General features: G+C 69.4%; 15 protein-coding genes. 13 read left to right on the forward strand and 2 right to left on the reverse strand.

The genetic code is table 11. The annotated features are described in order from the left end of the window. Positions 1–19: 19 nt before the first annotated feature. The 13 genes from ACFVDP_RS41645 to ACFVDP_RS41705 all read left to right on the forward strand — a co-directional run bounded on the left by ACFVDP_RS41645 (position 20) and on the right by ACFVDP_RS41705 (position 13,124). Positions 20–889: a replication-relaxation family protein gene (locus ACFVDP_RS41645; RefSeq protein ID WP_383502351.1), complete on the forward strand. Its 870-nt coding sequence runs from the start codon at positions 20–22 to the stop codon at positions 887–889. 625 nt (positions 890–1,514) lie between these two features. After that, complete coding sequence (locus ACFVDP_RS41650) at positions 1,515–1,910, forward strand: secreted protein/lipoprotein (protein ID WP_383502354.1); 396 nt, start codon at positions 1,515–1,517, stop codon at positions 1,908–1,910. Next, on the forward strand, positions 1,904–2,782 hold the full coding sequence (locus tag ACFVDP_RS41655) for an ATP/GTP-binding protein (RefSeq protein ID WP_383502357.1): 879 nt from the start codon (positions 1,904–1,906) through the stop codon (positions 2,780–2,782). Before ACFVDP_RS41650 ends, ACFVDP_RS41655 begins: the two co-directional genes overlap by 7 nt. Positions 2,783–2,939: 157 nt before the next feature. After that, positions 2,940–3,536 carry an SAF domain-containing protein gene (locus ACFVDP_RS41660; RefSeq protein WP_383502360.1) on the forward strand — a complete coding sequence of 199 codons (597 nt, stop codon included), beginning with the start codon at positions 2,940–2,942 and terminating at the stop codon, positions 3,534–3,536. Then, the gene (locus tag ACFVDP_RS41665; protein WP_383502363.1) at positions 3,536–4,558 is read left to right on the forward strand and encodes a hypothetical protein; all 1,023 of its coding nucleotides are present in this window, start codon (positions 3,536–3,538) and stop codon (positions 4,556–4,558) included. Before ACFVDP_RS41660 ends, ACFVDP_RS41665 begins: the two co-directional genes overlap by 1 nt. Continuing rightward, the gene (locus ACFVDP_RS41670) at positions 4,551–6,140 is read left to right on the forward strand and encodes a CpaF family protein (protein ID WP_383502366.1); all 1,590 of its coding nucleotides are present in this window, start codon (positions 4,551–4,553) and stop codon (positions 6,138–6,140) included. The genes ACFVDP_RS41665 and ACFVDP_RS41670 overlap by 8 nt, the downstream gene beginning before the upstream one ends. Further along, on the forward strand, positions 6,137–7,051 hold the full coding sequence (locus ACFVDP_RS41675; protein WP_383502369.1) for a type II secretion system F family protein: 915 nt from the start codon (positions 6,137–6,139) through the stop codon (positions 7,049–7,051). The genes ACFVDP_RS41670 and ACFVDP_RS41675 overlap by 4 nt, the downstream gene beginning before the upstream one ends. Beyond that, complete coding sequence (locus tag ACFVDP_RS41680; RefSeq protein ID WP_383502372.1) at positions 7,048–7,929, forward strand: hypothetical protein; 882 nt, start codon at positions 7,048–7,050, stop codon at positions 7,927–7,929. The genes ACFVDP_RS41675 and ACFVDP_RS41680 overlap by 4 nt, the downstream gene beginning before the upstream one ends. A 50-nt stretch (positions 7,930–7,979) precedes the next feature. Then, a complete protein-coding gene (locus ACFVDP_RS41685) occupies positions 7,980–8,177 on the forward strand; it encodes a hypothetical protein (protein WP_383502375.1) in 198 nt (65 codons plus the stop codon). 9 nt (positions 8,178–8,186) lie between these two features. Then, the gene (locus tag ACFVDP_RS41690) at positions 8,187–8,600 is read left to right on the forward strand and encodes a TadE/TadG family type IV pilus assembly protein (protein ID WP_383502378.1); all 414 of its coding nucleotides are present in this window, start codon (positions 8,187–8,189) and stop codon (positions 8,598–8,600) included. After that, entirely contained in the window at positions 8,597–9,136 is a 540-nt protein-coding gene (locus ACFVDP_RS41695; protein ID WP_383502381.1) for a TadE/TadG family type IV pilus assembly protein, read from the forward strand. The genes ACFVDP_RS41690 and ACFVDP_RS41695 overlap by 4 nt, the downstream gene beginning before the upstream one ends. Next, on the forward strand, positions 9,133–9,585 hold the full coding sequence (locus tag ACFVDP_RS41700; protein ID WP_383502384.1) for a pilus assembly protein TadG-related protein: 453 nt from the start codon (positions 9,133–9,135) through the stop codon (positions 9,583–9,585). Before ACFVDP_RS41695 ends, ACFVDP_RS41700 begins: the two co-directional genes overlap by 4 nt. A 5-nt stretch (positions 9,586–9,590) precedes the next feature. Further along, a complete protein-coding gene (locus tag ACFVDP_RS41705; RefSeq protein ID WP_383502387.1) occupies positions 9,591–13,124 on the forward strand; it encodes a LysM peptidoglycan-binding domain-containing protein in 3,534 nt (1,177 codons plus the stop codon). Positions 13,125–13,172: 48 nt separating this feature from the next. Here ACFVDP_RS41705 and ACFVDP_RS41710 read toward each other — a convergent pair whose 3' ends face one another. Both ACFVDP_RS41710 and ACFVDP_RS41715 read right to left on the reverse strand, forming a co-directional pair. Continuing rightward, positions 13,173–13,661, reverse strand: a complete 489-nt coding sequence (locus tag ACFVDP_RS41710; RefSeq protein ID WP_383502390.1) for a prepilin peptidase — start codon at positions 13,659–13,661, stop codon at positions 13,173–13,175. Between the two features lie 837 nt (positions 13,662–14,498). Continuing rightward, positions 14,499–16,121 (reverse strand): DUF2637 domain-containing protein, encoded by a 1,623-nt coding sequence (locus ACFVDP_RS41715; RefSeq protein ID WP_383502433.1) that lies wholly within the window; start codon positions 16,119–16,121, stop codon positions 14,499–14,501. Between the last annotated feature and the right edge of the window lie 323 nt (positions 16,122–16,444).

Consider the following 16,444-nt stretch of genomic DNA (forward strand, 5'->3'; position numbering starts at 1 on the left):
GGCGCAGAATCTGCTGCCCGTGCTCTACCAGCACCGCCTGGTGTCCACCGGCCAGCTGCACCGCCTGTTTACGCCGCACGCCAGGCGGCCGGTCTACCTGCGCCAGCAGCTCAACCAGCTGCGCGCCGACGGTCTCATCGACGCCACCACCCGGCGCAGTACACGGCGCGGCCGCGCCGAACATCTCTGGTATGTCACCGCCCACGGCGCCGACGCCGTCGCTCATGACCCGACCATCCCCCAGCGCGGCTATCGCATCACCCCGCAGACCGCCGCCTCTCAGCTGCAGGATCACACCCTCATGGTCGTCGACACCGGCGTCGTGTTCGTCGAGTGGGCCCGCCGCCTGGGCCATGAGTGCTCGCCCCTAGACTGGGTGCCCGAGATCGCCCACCGCATCCGCGACGGTGAAAGTCGCGGCCTCGACGACGCGTTCATGATCCCGGATGCCGTCCTGCGCTACACCCACACCAGTCAGACCGGGCGCCGACGCATGCTCAGCTACTTCATTGAGGTCGACCGCGCCACCATGCAGACCTCGCGCCTGGCCGCCAAACTCGCTGCCTACGCCCGCTATCAGACCTACATTCCCAGCACTGGTCTGCGGGGGCGGCGCAGTAGCCGGGAGGCCTGGCGCGACCACTACCCCGCCTTCCCTCGGCTCCTCATCGTCCTGGCCGGCGCCAGTGATCGTGTCCTGGCCAACCGCATCCAGGATCTGCGGGCACTGGCGGCCGCCGACCCGAGGGTCGCGCAGCTCACCGCCGGCGTCACCACCCTTCAGCTCCTGCAGGCGAAGGGCCCCTTCGCACCCGTGGTGACGCCCCTAGCCGGCGCCCCGGCCTCAACCGATGCGTTCCTTGGCCCGGCCGGCGATACCTGCGCGTGAGCGGTTGGGTATCGGCGAAGGCCGTAACGACTCAGTCCGTACAACGTGTTGTTCAGATATCCATACGGCAGAAGAAAGGCGGTGCACACACGGCGCCGAAAACAGAATGAGCGTCCGGTCGGCGTTCGGGGGCGGCGAGCCGGGAGAGGGAAACCCCGCATAGTCGCCCCCCCCCGGCGAACTGGCCGGATTATAAGAACATCGCGCCCGAAAGGCCCGAAGTGCCCTTTAGGGTGGCATATATCAGGGGCGCAGCTTTATGAACTACCTTTACTGGCTGGGTTGTTGACCGAAAATTGCGTACGGTGGCATATGCAGACGGCCTCAGGTGCCCCGCGTGGCACAACCGCACCATCACCCAGTGCGACGCATAACAGGTCACCGGCATGATGCACCGGACGAACGGGGATGTGCGATGACGTCAGCGTCAAAGTCAAAGAATCAACGACTGTACGGCCGGAATCGGCTCACGGGCGCGTTGATTGTGGGGTGTTCGGTCCTTTCCCTGACGTCCTGCAGTTCGGATGACAGCAGCGCCAAGGAGACCTCCGCCTCACCCTCTCCAGCTACCAGCAGCACCTCGCCGACTCCGGTTGACCCGACGGAGCAGGCGAAGAAGGATGCGGTGGCCACGTATGAGGCCTACTGGCAGGAAACCGTGAAGATTTACGCGGACCCCAAGGGGACCGCTAAGCCTCTGAGCAAGTACGCCGCTTCGGCAGCGCTCGCCCAGGCCGAGAACGACATCAAGCAGATGCGGAAGAACGGCGTCATCTACACCGGCAGTGTCACTCCGGTGAACTCGCGGGCAACGACCACGGACCTCAACCGCAAGACTCCGCATGTGGTGGTCTCCAGCTGTCTGGACATCTCACGCTGGGAGGCACGCAGCGCCACCACGCGCAAGACGCTCCCTCTGCCGACGAACCGGCTCACGAAGTACACGATCAAGGCAACCGTCGAGAAGTGGTCGGACGGCTGGCGCGTCATCCGCGACGAACCGCAGGACACCCCGTGCTGAGGCAACACACCGTCACGGCTGCCGCGGGCCTGGGGATGTTCCTCCTCAGCAGCGCAGTTGGTTCTGCCTACGCCGACGGGCCGGGAGTGGATGCGGGAGCTGCCTGCAGCTCGAACTCGCGGTTTTGCCGGGTCGAGGTCGACGCACCGGGATCGCAGGGCGGTCACGATGCCGCTACCGACTCCGACGCCAAGTCCTCCAGCGGCAAGAAGAGCCGGTGGACCTGCACCTACAAGAAGGCCGATCCCCAGCCTCCGGCAGACAGCCTGGACTGGGAGGGGCACAAGCCCACAGACGGCGCCGTCTACGAACAGACCTGCAGCTTCGACGGGTCGCTCAACACCGTGGTGCGCATGGTGTGGGCAGCCGACCCTCCGGACGACGGTGTTGACCCGGCGCAGCTGGCGCAGCAGGCCGTCGACTCGATGAAGCTCGACGGCCCGGACATCGACATCAACCCTAAGCCTGGCGGCAGAGGCCTGGTGGGCATGCCCGTGTGGATGGCGGTGGAACCGTCTGCGACCACCTTCGGACCCAATACCGCGAGTGCATCGGCCGGGGGCGTGACGGTGACCGCCACCGCCAAGGTCTCGAAGATCGTGTGGTCCATGGGTGACGGCACAAGCGTGACGTGCAACGGCCCCGGGTCGGTGTACCACAAGTCCTACGGCATGAAGCGCTCCCCCGACTGCGGTCACATCTACCGGACGTCGTCCACGGACGCGGCCGGCGGCACGTTCGCCGTCACGGCAACAGCGACCTGGAACATCAACTGGCAGGCCACGGGGCTGGCCGCCAATGGCCAGTTGACCGAGGTCCGCGACTCGCAGGTGGCGTTGACCATCGTCGAGTCGCAGGCCGTCAATCAGTGAGATCTGCACGATGAAGGGCACGACTGGGATGGGAACGTCTACGCCTGCTTACCTGCCGCCGGTGCCGGATCAGCGGCAGCCTGACCTTGAGCCGAGCCGTGGTACCAGGAAGCCGCACTCGCGCCGGAAATGGTCGGTGGGGGTTTCGCTGGCGCTGGTGACGCTGCTGGGCGCCATGATCGGCGCCGTGGTGGTGGCCCGGGCCGGTGACCGGGTGAACGTGCTGGCGGTCGCCAGAGACGTCCCCGCCGGGCAGACCATCACCGATGCAGACGTGAAGTCGGTGTCGTTCGCCGAGGATCCGGGCCTGTCCCCCGTCCTGTCCTCGCAACGTGCCTCCGTTGTCGGGCGGCGCGCGGCGGTGGATCTGCGTCACGGCTCGCTGCTGACCGAGTCCCAGCTGCGCCGCGACGGCGGTCTGGGCGCCGACCAGCAGCTGGTCGGCGTCGAGGTGAAGAAGGGCTTCGCGCCGGGCAACAGCAGCCTGGCCAAGGGCGACAAGGTCCTGGCGGTGATTCTCGACTCGCCTCAGGGCGCTGACGGCTCGGCGGCGTCCGGCGGGAAGAACGGCGCTGTCTCTGATGATCCCGAACAGGTCGAGGCGACCGTCGACAGTGTGGGTCGGGTAGACGCGACCGGCACGTTCCTGGTCAATTTGAACGTCGATCCGGCCGAAGGGCCACGACTGTCAGCGATGGCAGCCGCCAAACGCTTGGCCCTGGTGCGCCAGCCGCTCGCCGGCAAGGACCACTGATGCCACTGATCGCGCTGGTGTCGGCCAAGTCGGACGGCGTCACGACATCGGCCGCCGCCATGGCACTGGGCAGCCGACGCCCCGTCCTGCTGGCCGAACTGGACCTGGCGGGCGGCAGTTTGCGGCACGGCCTGCTGCGCGACGTGCCCCGCGGAGCGCACCGCGAGCGCCTCGATCGTCATATCGGACTGCACCGCCTCCCGCAAGCTGACCTGGCACGCGCCGGGGAAGAGGTGGACTTCGGGCCGGCCGTCGCCCAGCATTTTTGGCCGATGGACGACACCGACAACCGGGTCGCGCTGCCCGGGCTGTTGGATCCGCGGCAGGCGGCGTCCCTGACATCAACGTGGCCCGCGCTGCTGCAGGTACTGCGCCGTTCTGATGCGAACCCGGACAAGCGGTGGGACGTGATCGTGGACGCGGGCCGCGTCGTCCTCGATGGCGGCCGGCTGCACCCGGTCCTCTCCCCCGCGGCGGTATTGCGGGCCGCGGACGTCGTCCTGGTGGTGGCACGCACGACGGAGGCCTCGCTCGCACTGGCCGACCCCGTCGTCCAGGCGCTGCACACCGATCTGACCCAGCACGGATCAGGGACGCGGCCGCTCGGCCTGCTGCTGCTGGGCTCGGACTTCAGGGTCGATGACGTCCAGCGCAATCTGGAGACGCCGGTCATGGGGCAACTGCCGTGGGACGAGGCGTCAGCAGCCTGGATCGAACGCGGCGGCCGGATGCCCCGCGCGCTGGGCCGCGGTTCGCGTCTGATCCGGGCGGCCGGCCAGGTCCTCGATCCGCTGCGCCAGCACGCCGATCAGCGACGTCTGCATCTGCAGATGCGGGGCGGCATCACAGCTCCTGCCGCACCCACGACGCCCCCACCACCCGCTCCTGCCGACAACACACCGCTACCGACGGCTGCGCCGCTGGCCCCGTCTCCGCCGCCCCCTGCACCTGCCCCGCCGGCACCAGCGGCCGCCGCGCGGATGGTCCAGCAGTTCGCCCAGCGGGAGAGGCCCCATGGCTGAACGCCGAGGTAAGAACGGCCACCCCGTCAACGCAACGTCGCCGAGCACCACACTGCTGGGCAGCCTGCTGGCCGACCCCCAAGCCACCGCTCACCGGCCAGGACAGGCCGGCGAGTCCACGCGGCTGGACAGCTCCCTTCCTGCGCAGTCTTCCGCCGCAGGCCCGGCCGACGTGGACGCGGCAGCGTCCCTGCCGCACGTCCTGCCGGTGCCGGTCGAGACCATCGGTGTCCTGCGCCAGCAGGTGGCAAACGACGTCGACACCATCAAGAAGGAGCGGCGGGCCAGGGGCGAGACACTCGACGCGGCAGCCCTGGAGCAGGTCGTGCGCGCACAGATCCGGGTGCGCGTCGCCGAATGGGCCCAGGAATGGTCGATCGAGCACACGCCCCTGACCGGAGAACAGATCAGTGTGCTGCGCGGCGAACTGTTCAATCGGTTCTTCCTCGCCGGCAGCCTCCAGCAGGTCCTCGAGCGGCCCGGAGTTGAGGACATCCTGATCGACGGTCCGTGGATGTTCATCGACGTCCAGGGGCAGGGACGGCAGCGGATGCGCTCACCGTTCACTGCCGATGAGCAGGCCCTGGAATGGGTCAACCAGATGGCCGCCATGTCCGGGCACGGCGAGCGGCTGCTCTCCTACTCCACCGGCAAGGTCGACTTCGACCTGCCGGACGGATCCCGGGTCGCGGCGACGCTGCTGACCGAACCGAACCTGGTCATCTCCATTCGGCGGCATCTGCTGGAGAAGGCCGGCCTGGACGACCTGGTGACGTGGGGCTCGATCGACACCCTGCTGCAGGCCTTCCTGCGTGCCGCGGTGCGAGCAGGACTGTCGATCGTGATCGCCGGTGACATGGCGACGGGCAAGACCACGCTGATGCGGGCGCTGGGACGTGAGGTGCCCGTCAAGGAGCGGCTCGCCACACTCGAGGGTGAGCCCGAACTCCGGCTGAATTATGACCCGTACGGCGAGCACGCGCACACGATCGCGTTCCGCTCCCGTGAGGGCAACGGCGAGAGGGACGCCTCCGGCAAGGTGACCCTCGGCGAGCTGGTGGACACCTCGATGCGCTACCGCGCCAGCCGCGTGATGGTCGGTGAAGTGCGCGGCACGGAGGCCGTGGCGATGCTCAAGGCGATGATGATGGGCGGCGCCGGGTCGATGTGCACCCTGCACGCCAAAGATCCCGAGTCCGTCATCGACCGGTTGATGGTGCCGCTCACCGAGGCCGGGCTGAACGACAGTGCGGCCTACCGGCTCATCGCGGCCGCAGTCGACCTGATCGTGTACGTGGACCGGATCGACGAGATTGACCTGGGCGGCAGCGAGCACCGGTTCGTCACCCATGTGTGGGAGACCGCGGGCATCAGCGAGCGCGGCGCGGTCTCGCTCAATCACCTGTTCCAGCCGAACGAGGACATCGGCGAGGAACGCGCCGTGCCGACGACCTCGGCCATGAACTCCCGGCGGGCCAAAAGACTGGCCCGCAACGGCTTTCCCACCAACTGGCGGGCGCAGCGACCGCGCGGCACCTGGGCGGCGTTGACGCTGGTCGGCGACGGGACGGTGGCCTCATGAGCAGTTCCTACCTGTCCGCCATCGGCATGGTCGCCGGTTTGTTGGTGGTGCTGGGGCTGGCCGGGCTGGTGGCCTGGTGGCGCGGCTGGACACCAGGCTCCACGCGTCGGCGCGGCACGCCGGCCCTGAGGGACAAGGCCCGGCAGGCGGTCGGTGAACTGCCGGCCGTGTGGCGAGACAACTACCGGCTGCTGCTCGTGGCGGCGGCGGTGGTCGGCGTCATCATGTGGGTGCTCACCGGCTGGCCGGTGCAGGCGCTGCTCGCCGCGGCCGCGATCGCCGGCCTGCCGTTCGTGCTCTACCCCGGCGGCTCCGAGCGCCTGGAGGTGGCGCGCCTGGAAGCGCTCGCGGAATGGCTGGGTCAGCTGGCCAGCGTGCGCAGCAGCGGCAAGAGCCTGGAGACGGCGATCGTGACGCTGACGCACGTGCCCGCCCTGCTGCACCGGCCCGTTGCCGTGCTGTGCGAGCGTCTGGCGTCCGGGATGCCGGCCCGGCACGCCTACCGGCTGTTCGCCGACGACCTCGATTCGAGGATCGGCGACGACATCGCCCAGTTGTTCATGGACCACGTGATCTCTCGCGGCGCCGGCCTGTCGGAGGCGCTGTCCGCCCAGGCCGCTCTGGTGCGCCGGCAGGCCGCGGAGGTGGAGGACATCGACGCCCGTCGCGCCGATGCCCGCGCCGAGACCCGCAAGGTGTCCCTGTTCGTCCTCGCGGTCGTCGCTTTCGTCCTGGTCAACGGCGCCTACTGGGCGCCGCTGGCGAACGCGCTCGGGCAGCTGGCCCTGCTGGGGATGGGCGCGCTGTTCGTGCTGCTGCTGTGGTGGATGCGCAAGGTCGCCGCGATGAAACCCGAACCGCGCACCCTGCTGGCCGCCAAGGAACGCCGGACACCGGAGGTTCAGCCGTGACCCTGTCGTTGCCCGGCATGCTGCTCGGCGCCCTGATCGCCCTGTCGGGCGCGCTCGCGGTCCGTGCGTTCCTGCCCAAGCGTCTGCCGCTCGATGTAGTGCTCGGTCGAGCTCCGGCCGGTGGCGTGCCGTCAGGTGCCGGGCGGGCCGGCTGGACCGACCGGATGGGGCACAAGCTGGTGTCGACCACCACGGTGGCGGACCGGCTGCCCGCCCAGGACTTGGCCGTTTTGGAGATCTCGCCGGCGCATCTGCTCGGGCAGTGCGTGCTGTATGCGCTGATCGGGTTCGTCGGCGCGCAGTGGCTGGTCTTCCTGGTCACGCTCGGCGGCATGTCTGTGCCGGTGATCGTGCCGCTCGCGCTCGGGCTCGGCTTCGCCGTCTTCCTCGCTCTGCAGCGCCTCAAGGACTATCGGGACAAGGCGCGCGAGAGGCGGCTGGAGTACAGCTACTACACGGCGTCCTTGCTCGAGCGGGTTGCGCTGGCCCGCAATTCGGATGCCGGCGCCCCCGAGGCCCTGGACCGTGCCTTGAAGTCCGGTGACGGGCCAGCTGCGGTGCGGGTGCGTGACGCGGTCGAACATGCGGCACTGTCCGGAATCAGTCCCTGGGAGGCCCTCACCCGCCTGGGTGACGAACTCGGTGTGCCCGCCCTGACGCGCATCGGCGCCTCGCTTGGGCTGGCCGGTGAGGAACAAGCCGCCGTCTACGAGCAGTTGCGCGCTCAGGCCGTCCGCACCCGCGAGACGTTGTTCGCCGAGCGGAAGAAGCAGGCCGGAGAAGCCACCGAGAACATGCGCATGCCCGCCCTCGCCATCGTCTTCCTTATGGCGCTCTTCCTGCTGGCACCCCAACTGATCCGCGTCATGAACTTCTGAACCGCTAGCGCCGTCAGGCTTCCCCGCCGTCACCATTCCTGGAGGATTTCGTGCAGTCCCTGCAGCACCACCTCACCCGCGCCGCCGACGCACTGCGCTGGCGCATTCGCCTGATCCGCTCCAACGACACCGGCGGCGCCATGGAATGGGCGCTGGTCCTGGTCGGCGGCGCCACCCTGGTCGGCCTGGTGTACACCGCCGCCAACACCAAGATCACCGAGAAAGCTGCTCAGATCCTCGGATTCTGAGGCGCCGCGATGACCCACCGTCTCCGCCCCGGGTGGCGCACCCGGCTGTCTGCCCGCGTGCGCAGCGACCGGGGAGCCCTGGCCCTGGAACTGTCGATGATCATGCCGTTGGCGTTCCTGATGCTGTTCACCCTGATCCAGGGCGGCATCTGGTTCCACGGCCGCTCCGTGGCCCATCACGCCGCTCAGCAGGCTCTGGACGCACAGCGCCTGTACAACGCGCCTGCTGGCGCGGGCCAGCAGGCCGGCCGCGACTTCCTTGCGGACATGGGCGGCTCGCTCAACAACTCCCAGATCCACGTCAGTGCAGGAGCAGACAGGGTGAGCGTCCAGGTGGAGGGCGATGTGATCATGCTGGTGCCGGGATGGACGGTCCATGTCTCGCAGACCGTGCAGGCACCTGTCGAGAAATTCCGGCCGTGAAGCGCCTGTTGCCGCAACAGCGGCTCCTGCTGCGCGGGCCGGGCCGGCTGCGGGGCGACCGGGGCGGGGCAGCGCTGACGACCGTCATCATCGTGCCGGTCATCTTGATGCTGTTCGGGCTGATGATCGGCGTCGGTCGTGTGGCGCTCGCCGAGGGCGCCGCGAACGATGCCGCGCGCGCCGCGGCACGTGAGGCCTCCCTGGCCACCGATCCGGGCAGTGGTCAGGCGCAGGCGCAGGAAGCCGCGCAGACCAGCCTGGCCAACTCCGGCATCCACTGTGTGCAGATCAGCGTGCGCGTGGATGCCGGCGCACTGGCCCAAGGCGTCGGCGAGTTCGGGCAGGTCTCGGCGACCGTGTCCTGCACGGCTCCGCTCAGTGAGCTCGCCATCCCGGGCATCGGCGGATCCAAGACGTTGACCAGCACCCAGTCCGCGCCGGTCGACTCCTGGTCGGTGCGCAGCCAGGCCCACCCCGATCAGACGGGGCCCGGGTGGCCGTCCTCTACCGGCGAGGGTGGGGGTGAGGGCGCGTGAAGAGCCGAGTGCGTGCATGGTGGGCAGCGCGACAGACCCTCGTGCGCGGGGACCGTGGCGGCCTGGAGCTGTTCTACGCGGGTGTCATCCTGATCGGTCTCCTGGTCATCGGCATGGTCGTCGACCTGGGGATGGCGCTCAACGCCCGCTCCGATGCCACCTACCTCGCGCAGTCTGCAGCGCGTACCGGCGCGCAGCGTGTCGACGCCGGTGAGGCGATCACGGGTGAGGCGATCGTCATCGACCCCGATGCGGCCACCGCCGCCGCGCAGGGCTACCTCACAGCCCAGCGGGCCGAAGGCACCGTGACCACCTCTACGGACGGGCAGAGCCTCGACGTCACCGCCCAGACCCGCTTTCGCCCCTATGTCTTGTCCCTGTTCGGCGTGACCTCGTGGACATTCACCGGTCACGGCAGCGCCACCTTGCTTCACGCTCCAGGAGGCTGACCCCGATGCCGCCCACGACTCGCCGTGCGACCTCATGGCCGCGGGCCCTGGCCCGCGGCCTGTTCGCGCTTACCATCCTCGCCCTGCTCGTCGTGGGCGTGCCCATCCTGCTGCTGAACATCGGCACCCTGCCCAGCTCGATGCCCGATATCGGCTCCTGGCAGGACGCGCTCACCCTCCACGATGACGACGGCACCGGCCTGATGTCCGCCATGACCCTCATCGCCTGGGTGCTGTGGCTGTGGCTGACCGTGCCCGTCCTGGTGGAGACGGTCGCGGTCCTGGCCCGCCGCACCACACCGCGCCTACCCGGCATGGCCACCGGCCAGAAGCTGGCCGGGTTCCTGCTGGGCAGCATCATCCTGGCCTCCCCCGCGGCCGCCAGCGCCGCCACCCCGGCAGCGGCAGCGACCCCGATCACCGCCCACTCCGTGCCCGGCCAGACAGCCGGCACCGACACCGGCACCGGTGTGGCGTCGCGCGCCTCGACAGATATCGCCGCTCCAGGACCGAACTCCCGACGCGTCACGGTTGCCGAGGACGCCACCTGGTGGGAGCTGGCGGAACAACTACTCGGCGACGGCACCCACTTCGAACAGTTGCAGCGCCTCAATGCCCAGCTGACCCCCGCCGACGGCGTCATCCCGGCAGGCACCCAGCTGCACGCCCCCGCCACCTCCACGGCGCCGGTCACGTCGAACGCCGTACAGGCCCAGGCCGGCTTCGCTCCGCAGACCGCGCACGACAACGGCAACTCCCACCAGATGCGGGTGAAGCCGGGCGACAGCCTGTGGTCCATCGCGGAGGAGGAACTCGGCGATCCGACGCTGTATCCGAAGATCGCCGAAGCGAACCAGGACGTCATCGAGGACCCTGATCTGATCTATCCCGGCGAGCAGTTGTCCATCCCGGACCAGGCCACCGACGCCCCGGCACCGCCACGCACGCAGGAACCCAGCAGCCCCAAACCGCCCACTTCTCCTCAAGGCGACGCAGGGAGCAGTCCTGCACCGTCCGAGACCCCGTCGGCCAGCGACGGTGAGGCGGGCACTCCAGAACAGGAGAGCTCCTCTCCGTCCGTCAGCGACAGCGCGCCCGACCGCGAGACCCCGTCCGACGAAGCGGACCAGGACGACGCAGGCATCGGTGTTCCGACACAGGCCGCTCCGACACACGACCCGAGCGGGAAAAGCACCACCACGCCCTCGGCGCCGCAGACGTCCACGCCGGCACAGCAGTCGACCGCACCCAGGGCCGGCGACGAAACGGCTGGCCCTGCCGAGACCGTGGGAGAGGCGGAGTCGAGTCCGGCCGCCATGGTGGGCGCCCTGGGCGCGGCCGGCTTCATCGCCGCCGGTGTGCTGGTCATGCTGCGTCGACGGCGCACCGTGCAGCAGCGCCGTCGCCGGCGGGGGCGCCGCATTCCGATGCCGCAGGGGCGTGCCGCCAGCACCGAGCACGCTCTGCGCTGCGAGGACGCCATCGAGGAAATCGGCTTCCTGGACACAGCCCTGCGCACCCTCGCCCACCACTGCGCCGAGGCCGGACAGCCGCTGCCTGTCCTGGCCGCCATCCAGCTGGGCGCCGAGGGTGCCCTGCTGCACCTAGCCAACGGCGATGACGAACTGCCCGCTCCCCTGACCCCGTTCAACGCGACAGCGGACTCGCCGCGGGTGTGGTGGTGCCCGGTCGATACCAGCGATCTGCTGGACGCCGAGCTGCGGGGCCAGATGGACGCCCCCTATCCGGCGCTGGTCGCACTCGGCGACGACACCGGCGAGGCACTGCTCCTGGTAGACCTGGAACAATTCGGCGCCGTACACCTCACCGGCGCGCTGCGGCTGCCGGTCCTGCGCGCGCTGGGCACCTCGCTGGCGGTGTCACCGCTCAGCTCGGACCTGGAGATCGCTGTCGCCGGAGAGGACAGCGCACCCGGGTTGTCCATCGTCGACCCGCGGGTCACCCCCTACCCGACGCTGGCGGATGCGGCCGATGTCGTCCGCGCCCATCACCAACGGCAGCATGCCGCCCTGTCCGGCAGCGCCAGCACCGACCTTCATGCCGCGCGGGCCGCGGACGCCCTCGATGAGCTCTGGCCGATGGTGGTCCTGGCCGACCTGGACACCTGCCCCGACCCGGAGTCGGCCGAACTGCTCACCCAGGCCTTGGAGCAGGAGCCCCGCACCGCCACCGCCATCATCACCAGCGGGCAGGCACCGGCCGGTCAGGCGGGGACGGTGTGGGTCCTCGACACCGACGCCGACATCCATGCCGTGCCCGGCACCGACCTGGCCTGCCGCCTGGTGGCGTTCTCCAACGAGGAGTACGCCGACGTCATCGAGACCGTGCTGACCTCCCTCTCCGAAACTGACGTCGCCCCCGACCTGGAAGCGACACAGGCGCCGGTGGCGCTGTCCAAGACCGAGGTGCCAGTCAGTGCTGAACCTCCACGACCAGCAACCGACACAGCAGCCACCGGCCAGACAGGCAGCCTGCTGTCCCGTCTCGCCGACCTGGACGACACTCCGCCCGCCAACGCCAACGCGGCCGAGCAGGCAGCCCCGCAGCCCGCACCGCCCATCGAAGTGCCCGCTCCGGCCAATCCCCAGGCTGACGCCACTTCGCCCAGCCGGATCGTCCTGCCCGCCACCACACCCGTCACGTCCCGGGTCAGCGCCCGCCTGCGCGACCCCGAACCCACTCCCCCACCTCCTGCGCCTCCTGGCCCAGTCCGGGAATCTGCTGCCGTTCCTGCTGCAGCCAGCGTGGACGCCGATTCCTCATCCGCTGGGGCCGACGGGCACACGAGCACACCGATGGTCCGGGTCCTCGGCCCCGTCGACATTGCCGGCGCCGGCGGACACATCGACTCCAACCGGCGCACCGTCGCCACGGAACTGATCACCTGGCTCGCTCTGCGCCCGAACGGTGCCACCCGCCACGAGCTCGACGAGGTCATCGCAGCCGGTGGCGGCCGCGTGGAGAACAACACGAGGAACGCGCGCGTACGCGAGGTACGGCGCTGGCTCGGCGACGAGCACTACCCCAAACTCAACGAACAGCCCGACCGCCGGCACCGTCTGATCGGTGTCGGCTGCGACTGGTGGCAATTCCAGGACCTGGCCGGCCGGGCCGCCCACGCCGATGATGAGGGAGCAGTCCGTCTGCTGCGAGACGCACTCGCGTTGGTGAAGGGCCGCCCCTTCACCGGGATCCCGCCACGCCGCTACGCCTGGGCACAGATCTTGACCGAGGAGATGATCTCGGCAGTAGCGGACGCGGCCGACGACCTCGCCACCCGCTGCCTAAAATCCCGAGACCCACGGAGTGCTCTGTGGGCCGCGGGCCGCGGCCTGGACGCCGGCCGCGAACGCGAAGTTCTCTGGCGTCACCGCTTCGAAGCCTTGGCCGCACTCGGAGCCCACGATGAACTGGAGCAGGCCATCCAGCAGCTGACGCAGTACCTCCTCGATGCAGATCTCACCATGGAGACCGAGACCGAAGCAGTCATCCGGCGCCTGGACGCCGTGCGCCGCTGACAGCAAGGAATCGGCCCGGCCACACTTCCCGGTGGCCGGGCCGCTCCCTTACCCAGCCGCCAGTACCCCGGCGAGCGCCCCAACAAGAAGGAACGGCCCGAGCGGGACCAGCGCGCGCTCCGGTGCCGCTCTTATCCGGCGCAGCAGCCCGAACACCGCGGCCAGCGCGAACGCGACGAACGTGCCCGCGAAGAGAACGTGCCACCCGTACCAGCCGAGCACCGCACCCACGGTCAGGGCGAGCAGCACGTCGCCGAACCCCATCGCCGCGGGGCTGATCAGACACAGCACGAACAGCATCCCGCTCAGCGTGAGGCCCCCTGCGGCGGCCCGGGGCCACGAGCCCGCGTGAGCGGGCAGGGCCGCAGCCACGCCCAGCAGTACCCAACTCGCCGCGGCCGTGGGAACCGTCAGCGCGTGGGGTAGGCGATTCACCGAGAGGTCCACCGCGGCGAGCAACGTGCCGGCGGGGGCGAGGAGCAGCCACACCGCGAGCTCGGGCCGCCAGCCGGTCGTCGCAGCCAGCGCTGCGCACACCGCTGTCACCACCGCGGCGGTCAGCACTGCGCGGCGGCCGAAAGCGGCGGCGTCAGGGCAGCAACGCGACAGGCCCACCCAACTGGTGACGCCCGGCTTCAGGGGCCGGCCATGAGAACAGTCGCTGCGCCAGGGCTGTCCTTGAGGGACGGACAGTCGGTGGGCAAAGCGCGGGATCAGCAGCCCAGTCCCGGCGCCCCACGCGGCTGCGGCGGTCAACGCCCCCACCAACAACATCGTGCCCGCCCCTCCTTGCCCACAGGTTCCGACCCGCTCTCGTTCTAGCACGGTCGCTCCGCCGTACTGCGGGCCGTCACCCAGTGCTATGAAGACGGCTGCGAGTTCCTCTGGGCAGTGCCACTTGGAACGTGGTGGCCACTTCGTTCCACCAACAGCCAGGGGGAGCGGCCCTCAGGAGAGGTGCGTGGGCGTCGCGCCGTGCTCGCCCCATGGAAAATTCCACCCTCGCCTGCTCCGGCGGTGATGAGGCAACTGCCGCGTTCCACCCGGACTGCGCGGACGTGGAACGCGAACGGAGGCGCGGTGTCGGCCTCGCCAGCCTAGCTTCGCGGCGACCTTGAAGGCGGGTGCAGACGATCTGCGGGGTATACCCCAAACAGTGACCCGGGCTGGAAAATCCCAGGTCAACTCGTTCCACCCCTGGCCGACCGCCACGGAGCGCCGGAAATCGGACGCTGTGCCGCACCACTCTGAAGCGGCGTGAGACGCGTGGACCGACAGCCGTGGAACGCCATGAGGGCCACGGGGGTTGCTCATTCCACCTGCCGACTGGTGCATGCTCTGCCGTAGCTGCCGGGCGATTCCACCGGTGGAACGTCAGGTCTCACCCTGCGCGGCGGAGCGGCGTCGGAGCTCGCCGATGTACTTGCGTACCGTTCCTTCGGCGTAGCCGCACAGGGCGGCGAGCTCGGGAGCCAGGGAGTTCGCTGACTTAGCCTGCGTCTCGGGCGGCAACTCTCGGTAGTGAAATTCCACCCGGTCGATGCCCGACAACGTCTCGCTCTCGACCGGCACCGGAACCTGAGCAGCCTCCGGACCGTCCGGTTCGTCCGCGACTCCCCCCGTGGGGACCAGGGCTTGCACACTCATGCGTGCGGCTTCATCGACTCGATGCGCTGCCACGACCGGTTGCTCGCCCACCGGTTCGCGAGGGGCTGGCGGTGTCAGCCCATCAGCAGCGGAGGCCTGCGTGGGGCTCAGCATCTGCGAGGCGTACGCGGCAATGAACTCGGGAGCCAGCGGACGGCCCCACTGGTCGCCAACCTCGTACTGCTCCAACAAGTACTGCGACAGCTCACCGGCGTCCGGAGCGTGCCCCCAGTCACCCTCGAACCGCTCTGCTGCCGCCCGATAGAAGGCGGCCCACTCCTCGTCCGACTCCCCCGCCGAGCCTTCGGGTAGAGCAGCAGCCTCCCCGGCCTGCTGCCCTGCTTCCATCGGCATCCGCTCCGACGTCCGCTCGTCCGGTCGCCCCGTACCGGCTTCGAATGCCGGGTCGTAACCCCCCTCCACCCGCGGCTCGGCGAACCACGGGCTCGGCACCTTTGCCGCCGCTTCGCTTGCCGCTGCGGCCTCCAGAGCAGTCTCCGGTCCGGTCTTGGCCGGCTCGAGGGCGCGCTCCTGACTCGTGGCGCGCTCGCCGAGCTCACTGGACGCGCGGAAATCGGCTGTGAAGAGTTTCTGATCGGCAGGAAGTTCAACTCCAGCCGCCGCGAGCCCCGCGGGAGCGGTCTCCGCCAGCGGCACCCCGTACCGCGCCAGCCGCAGCGGCATCAGCGACTCCACCGGAGCCTTGCGCCGCCACGCCCGCCCGTACCGGGAACGCAGCCGCGCCTGGTACACCAGCCGCTCCTGCTCCAGCTTGATCACGGCCTCGTACGAACGCAGCTCCCACAGCTTCATCCGCCGCCACAGCAGAAACGTGGGCAGCGGCGACAGCAGCCAGCGCGTGATCCGCACGCCCTCCATGTGCTTGTCGGCGGTAATGTCCGCGATCCGGCCGATCGCGTGCCGGGCCGCCTCCACCGACACCACGAACAGGATCGGGATGACGGCGTGCATACCGGTGCCCAGCGGATCCGGCCAGGCCGCCGCACCGTTGAACGCGATCGTCGCCGCCGTCAGCAGCCACGCCGTCTGGCGCAGGAGCGGGAACGGAATCCGGATCCAGGTCAGCAGCAGGTCCAGCGCGAGCAGCACACAGATGCCCGCGTCGATGCCGATCGGGAAGACATAGGAGAAGTTCCCGAAGCCCTTCTCGATCGCCAGCTCGCGCACGGCCGCGTAGGAACCGGCGAAACCGATGCCCGCGATCACCACCGCGCCCGCGATGACCACGCCCGCGAGTATCCGGTGCGTCCGTGTCAGCTTCGGAACCGCGTCCGCCCCCTCAGCCACGTCAGCCACATCTCCCCAGTCGAGCAACAACTGATCTTTCATCACCTTCCCATGCTCGGTAGCCCCGGTGCCCCCTCCTTACCCGTGGGCGGCCCGTGCCGTGTGTCAAATGTGACCGTTCCGTGCGCCTGCTCTCGTACGCCAGGGGTTGCAGCTTCTTGGAGAAAGGAGGAGGAGAGTGGGCCCGCATGCACGGAACCTGGCCAGGGCAGCTTGTGGCGGGAAGACTCGAGCCGCACGCGCCCTGAAGATCTCCGACACGGATGTGGGGCGCATCATCCGTGAAGACGACGAACGGCGTGAGGAACTGGCCAACGCAGTGCGGGAGATCAAGGCACAGCGTGACGCGTGACGTCTGCCAGGGG

The sequence above is a fragment of the Streptomyces sp. NPDC057694 genome, assembly GCF_042799415.1.
Taxonomy (GTDB): domain Bacteria; phylum Actinomycetota; class Actinomycetes; order Streptomycetales; family Streptomycetaceae; genus Streptomyces.

Bases quoted from the DNA above. Each gene is read 5' to 3' on its own strand.
- ACFVDP_RS41670 (WP_383502366.1), top strand. From the start codon at position 4,551: ATGGCTGAACGCCGAGGTAAGAACGGCCACCCCGTCAACGCAACGTCG.
- ACFVDP_RS41665 (WP_383502363.1), top strand. From the start codon at position 3,536: ATGCCACTGATCGCGCTGGTGTCGGCCAAGTCGGACGGCGTCACGACA.
- ACFVDP_RS41690 (WP_383502378.1), top strand. From the start codon at position 8,187: ATGACCCACCGTCTCCGCCCCGGGTGGCGCACCCGGCTGTCTGCCCGC.
- ACFVDP_RS41675 (WP_383502369.1), top strand. From the start codon at position 6,137: ATGAGCAGTTCCTACCTGTCCGCCATCGGCATGGTCGCCGGTTTGTTG.
- ACFVDP_RS41715 (WP_383502433.1), bottom strand. From the start codon at position 16,121: ATGAAAGATCAGTTGTTGCTCGACTGGGGAGATGTGGCTGACGTGGCT.
- ACFVDP_RS41705 (WP_383502387.1), top strand. From the start codon at position 9,591: ATGCCGCCCACGACTCGCCGTGCGACCTCATGGCCGCGGGCCCTGGCC.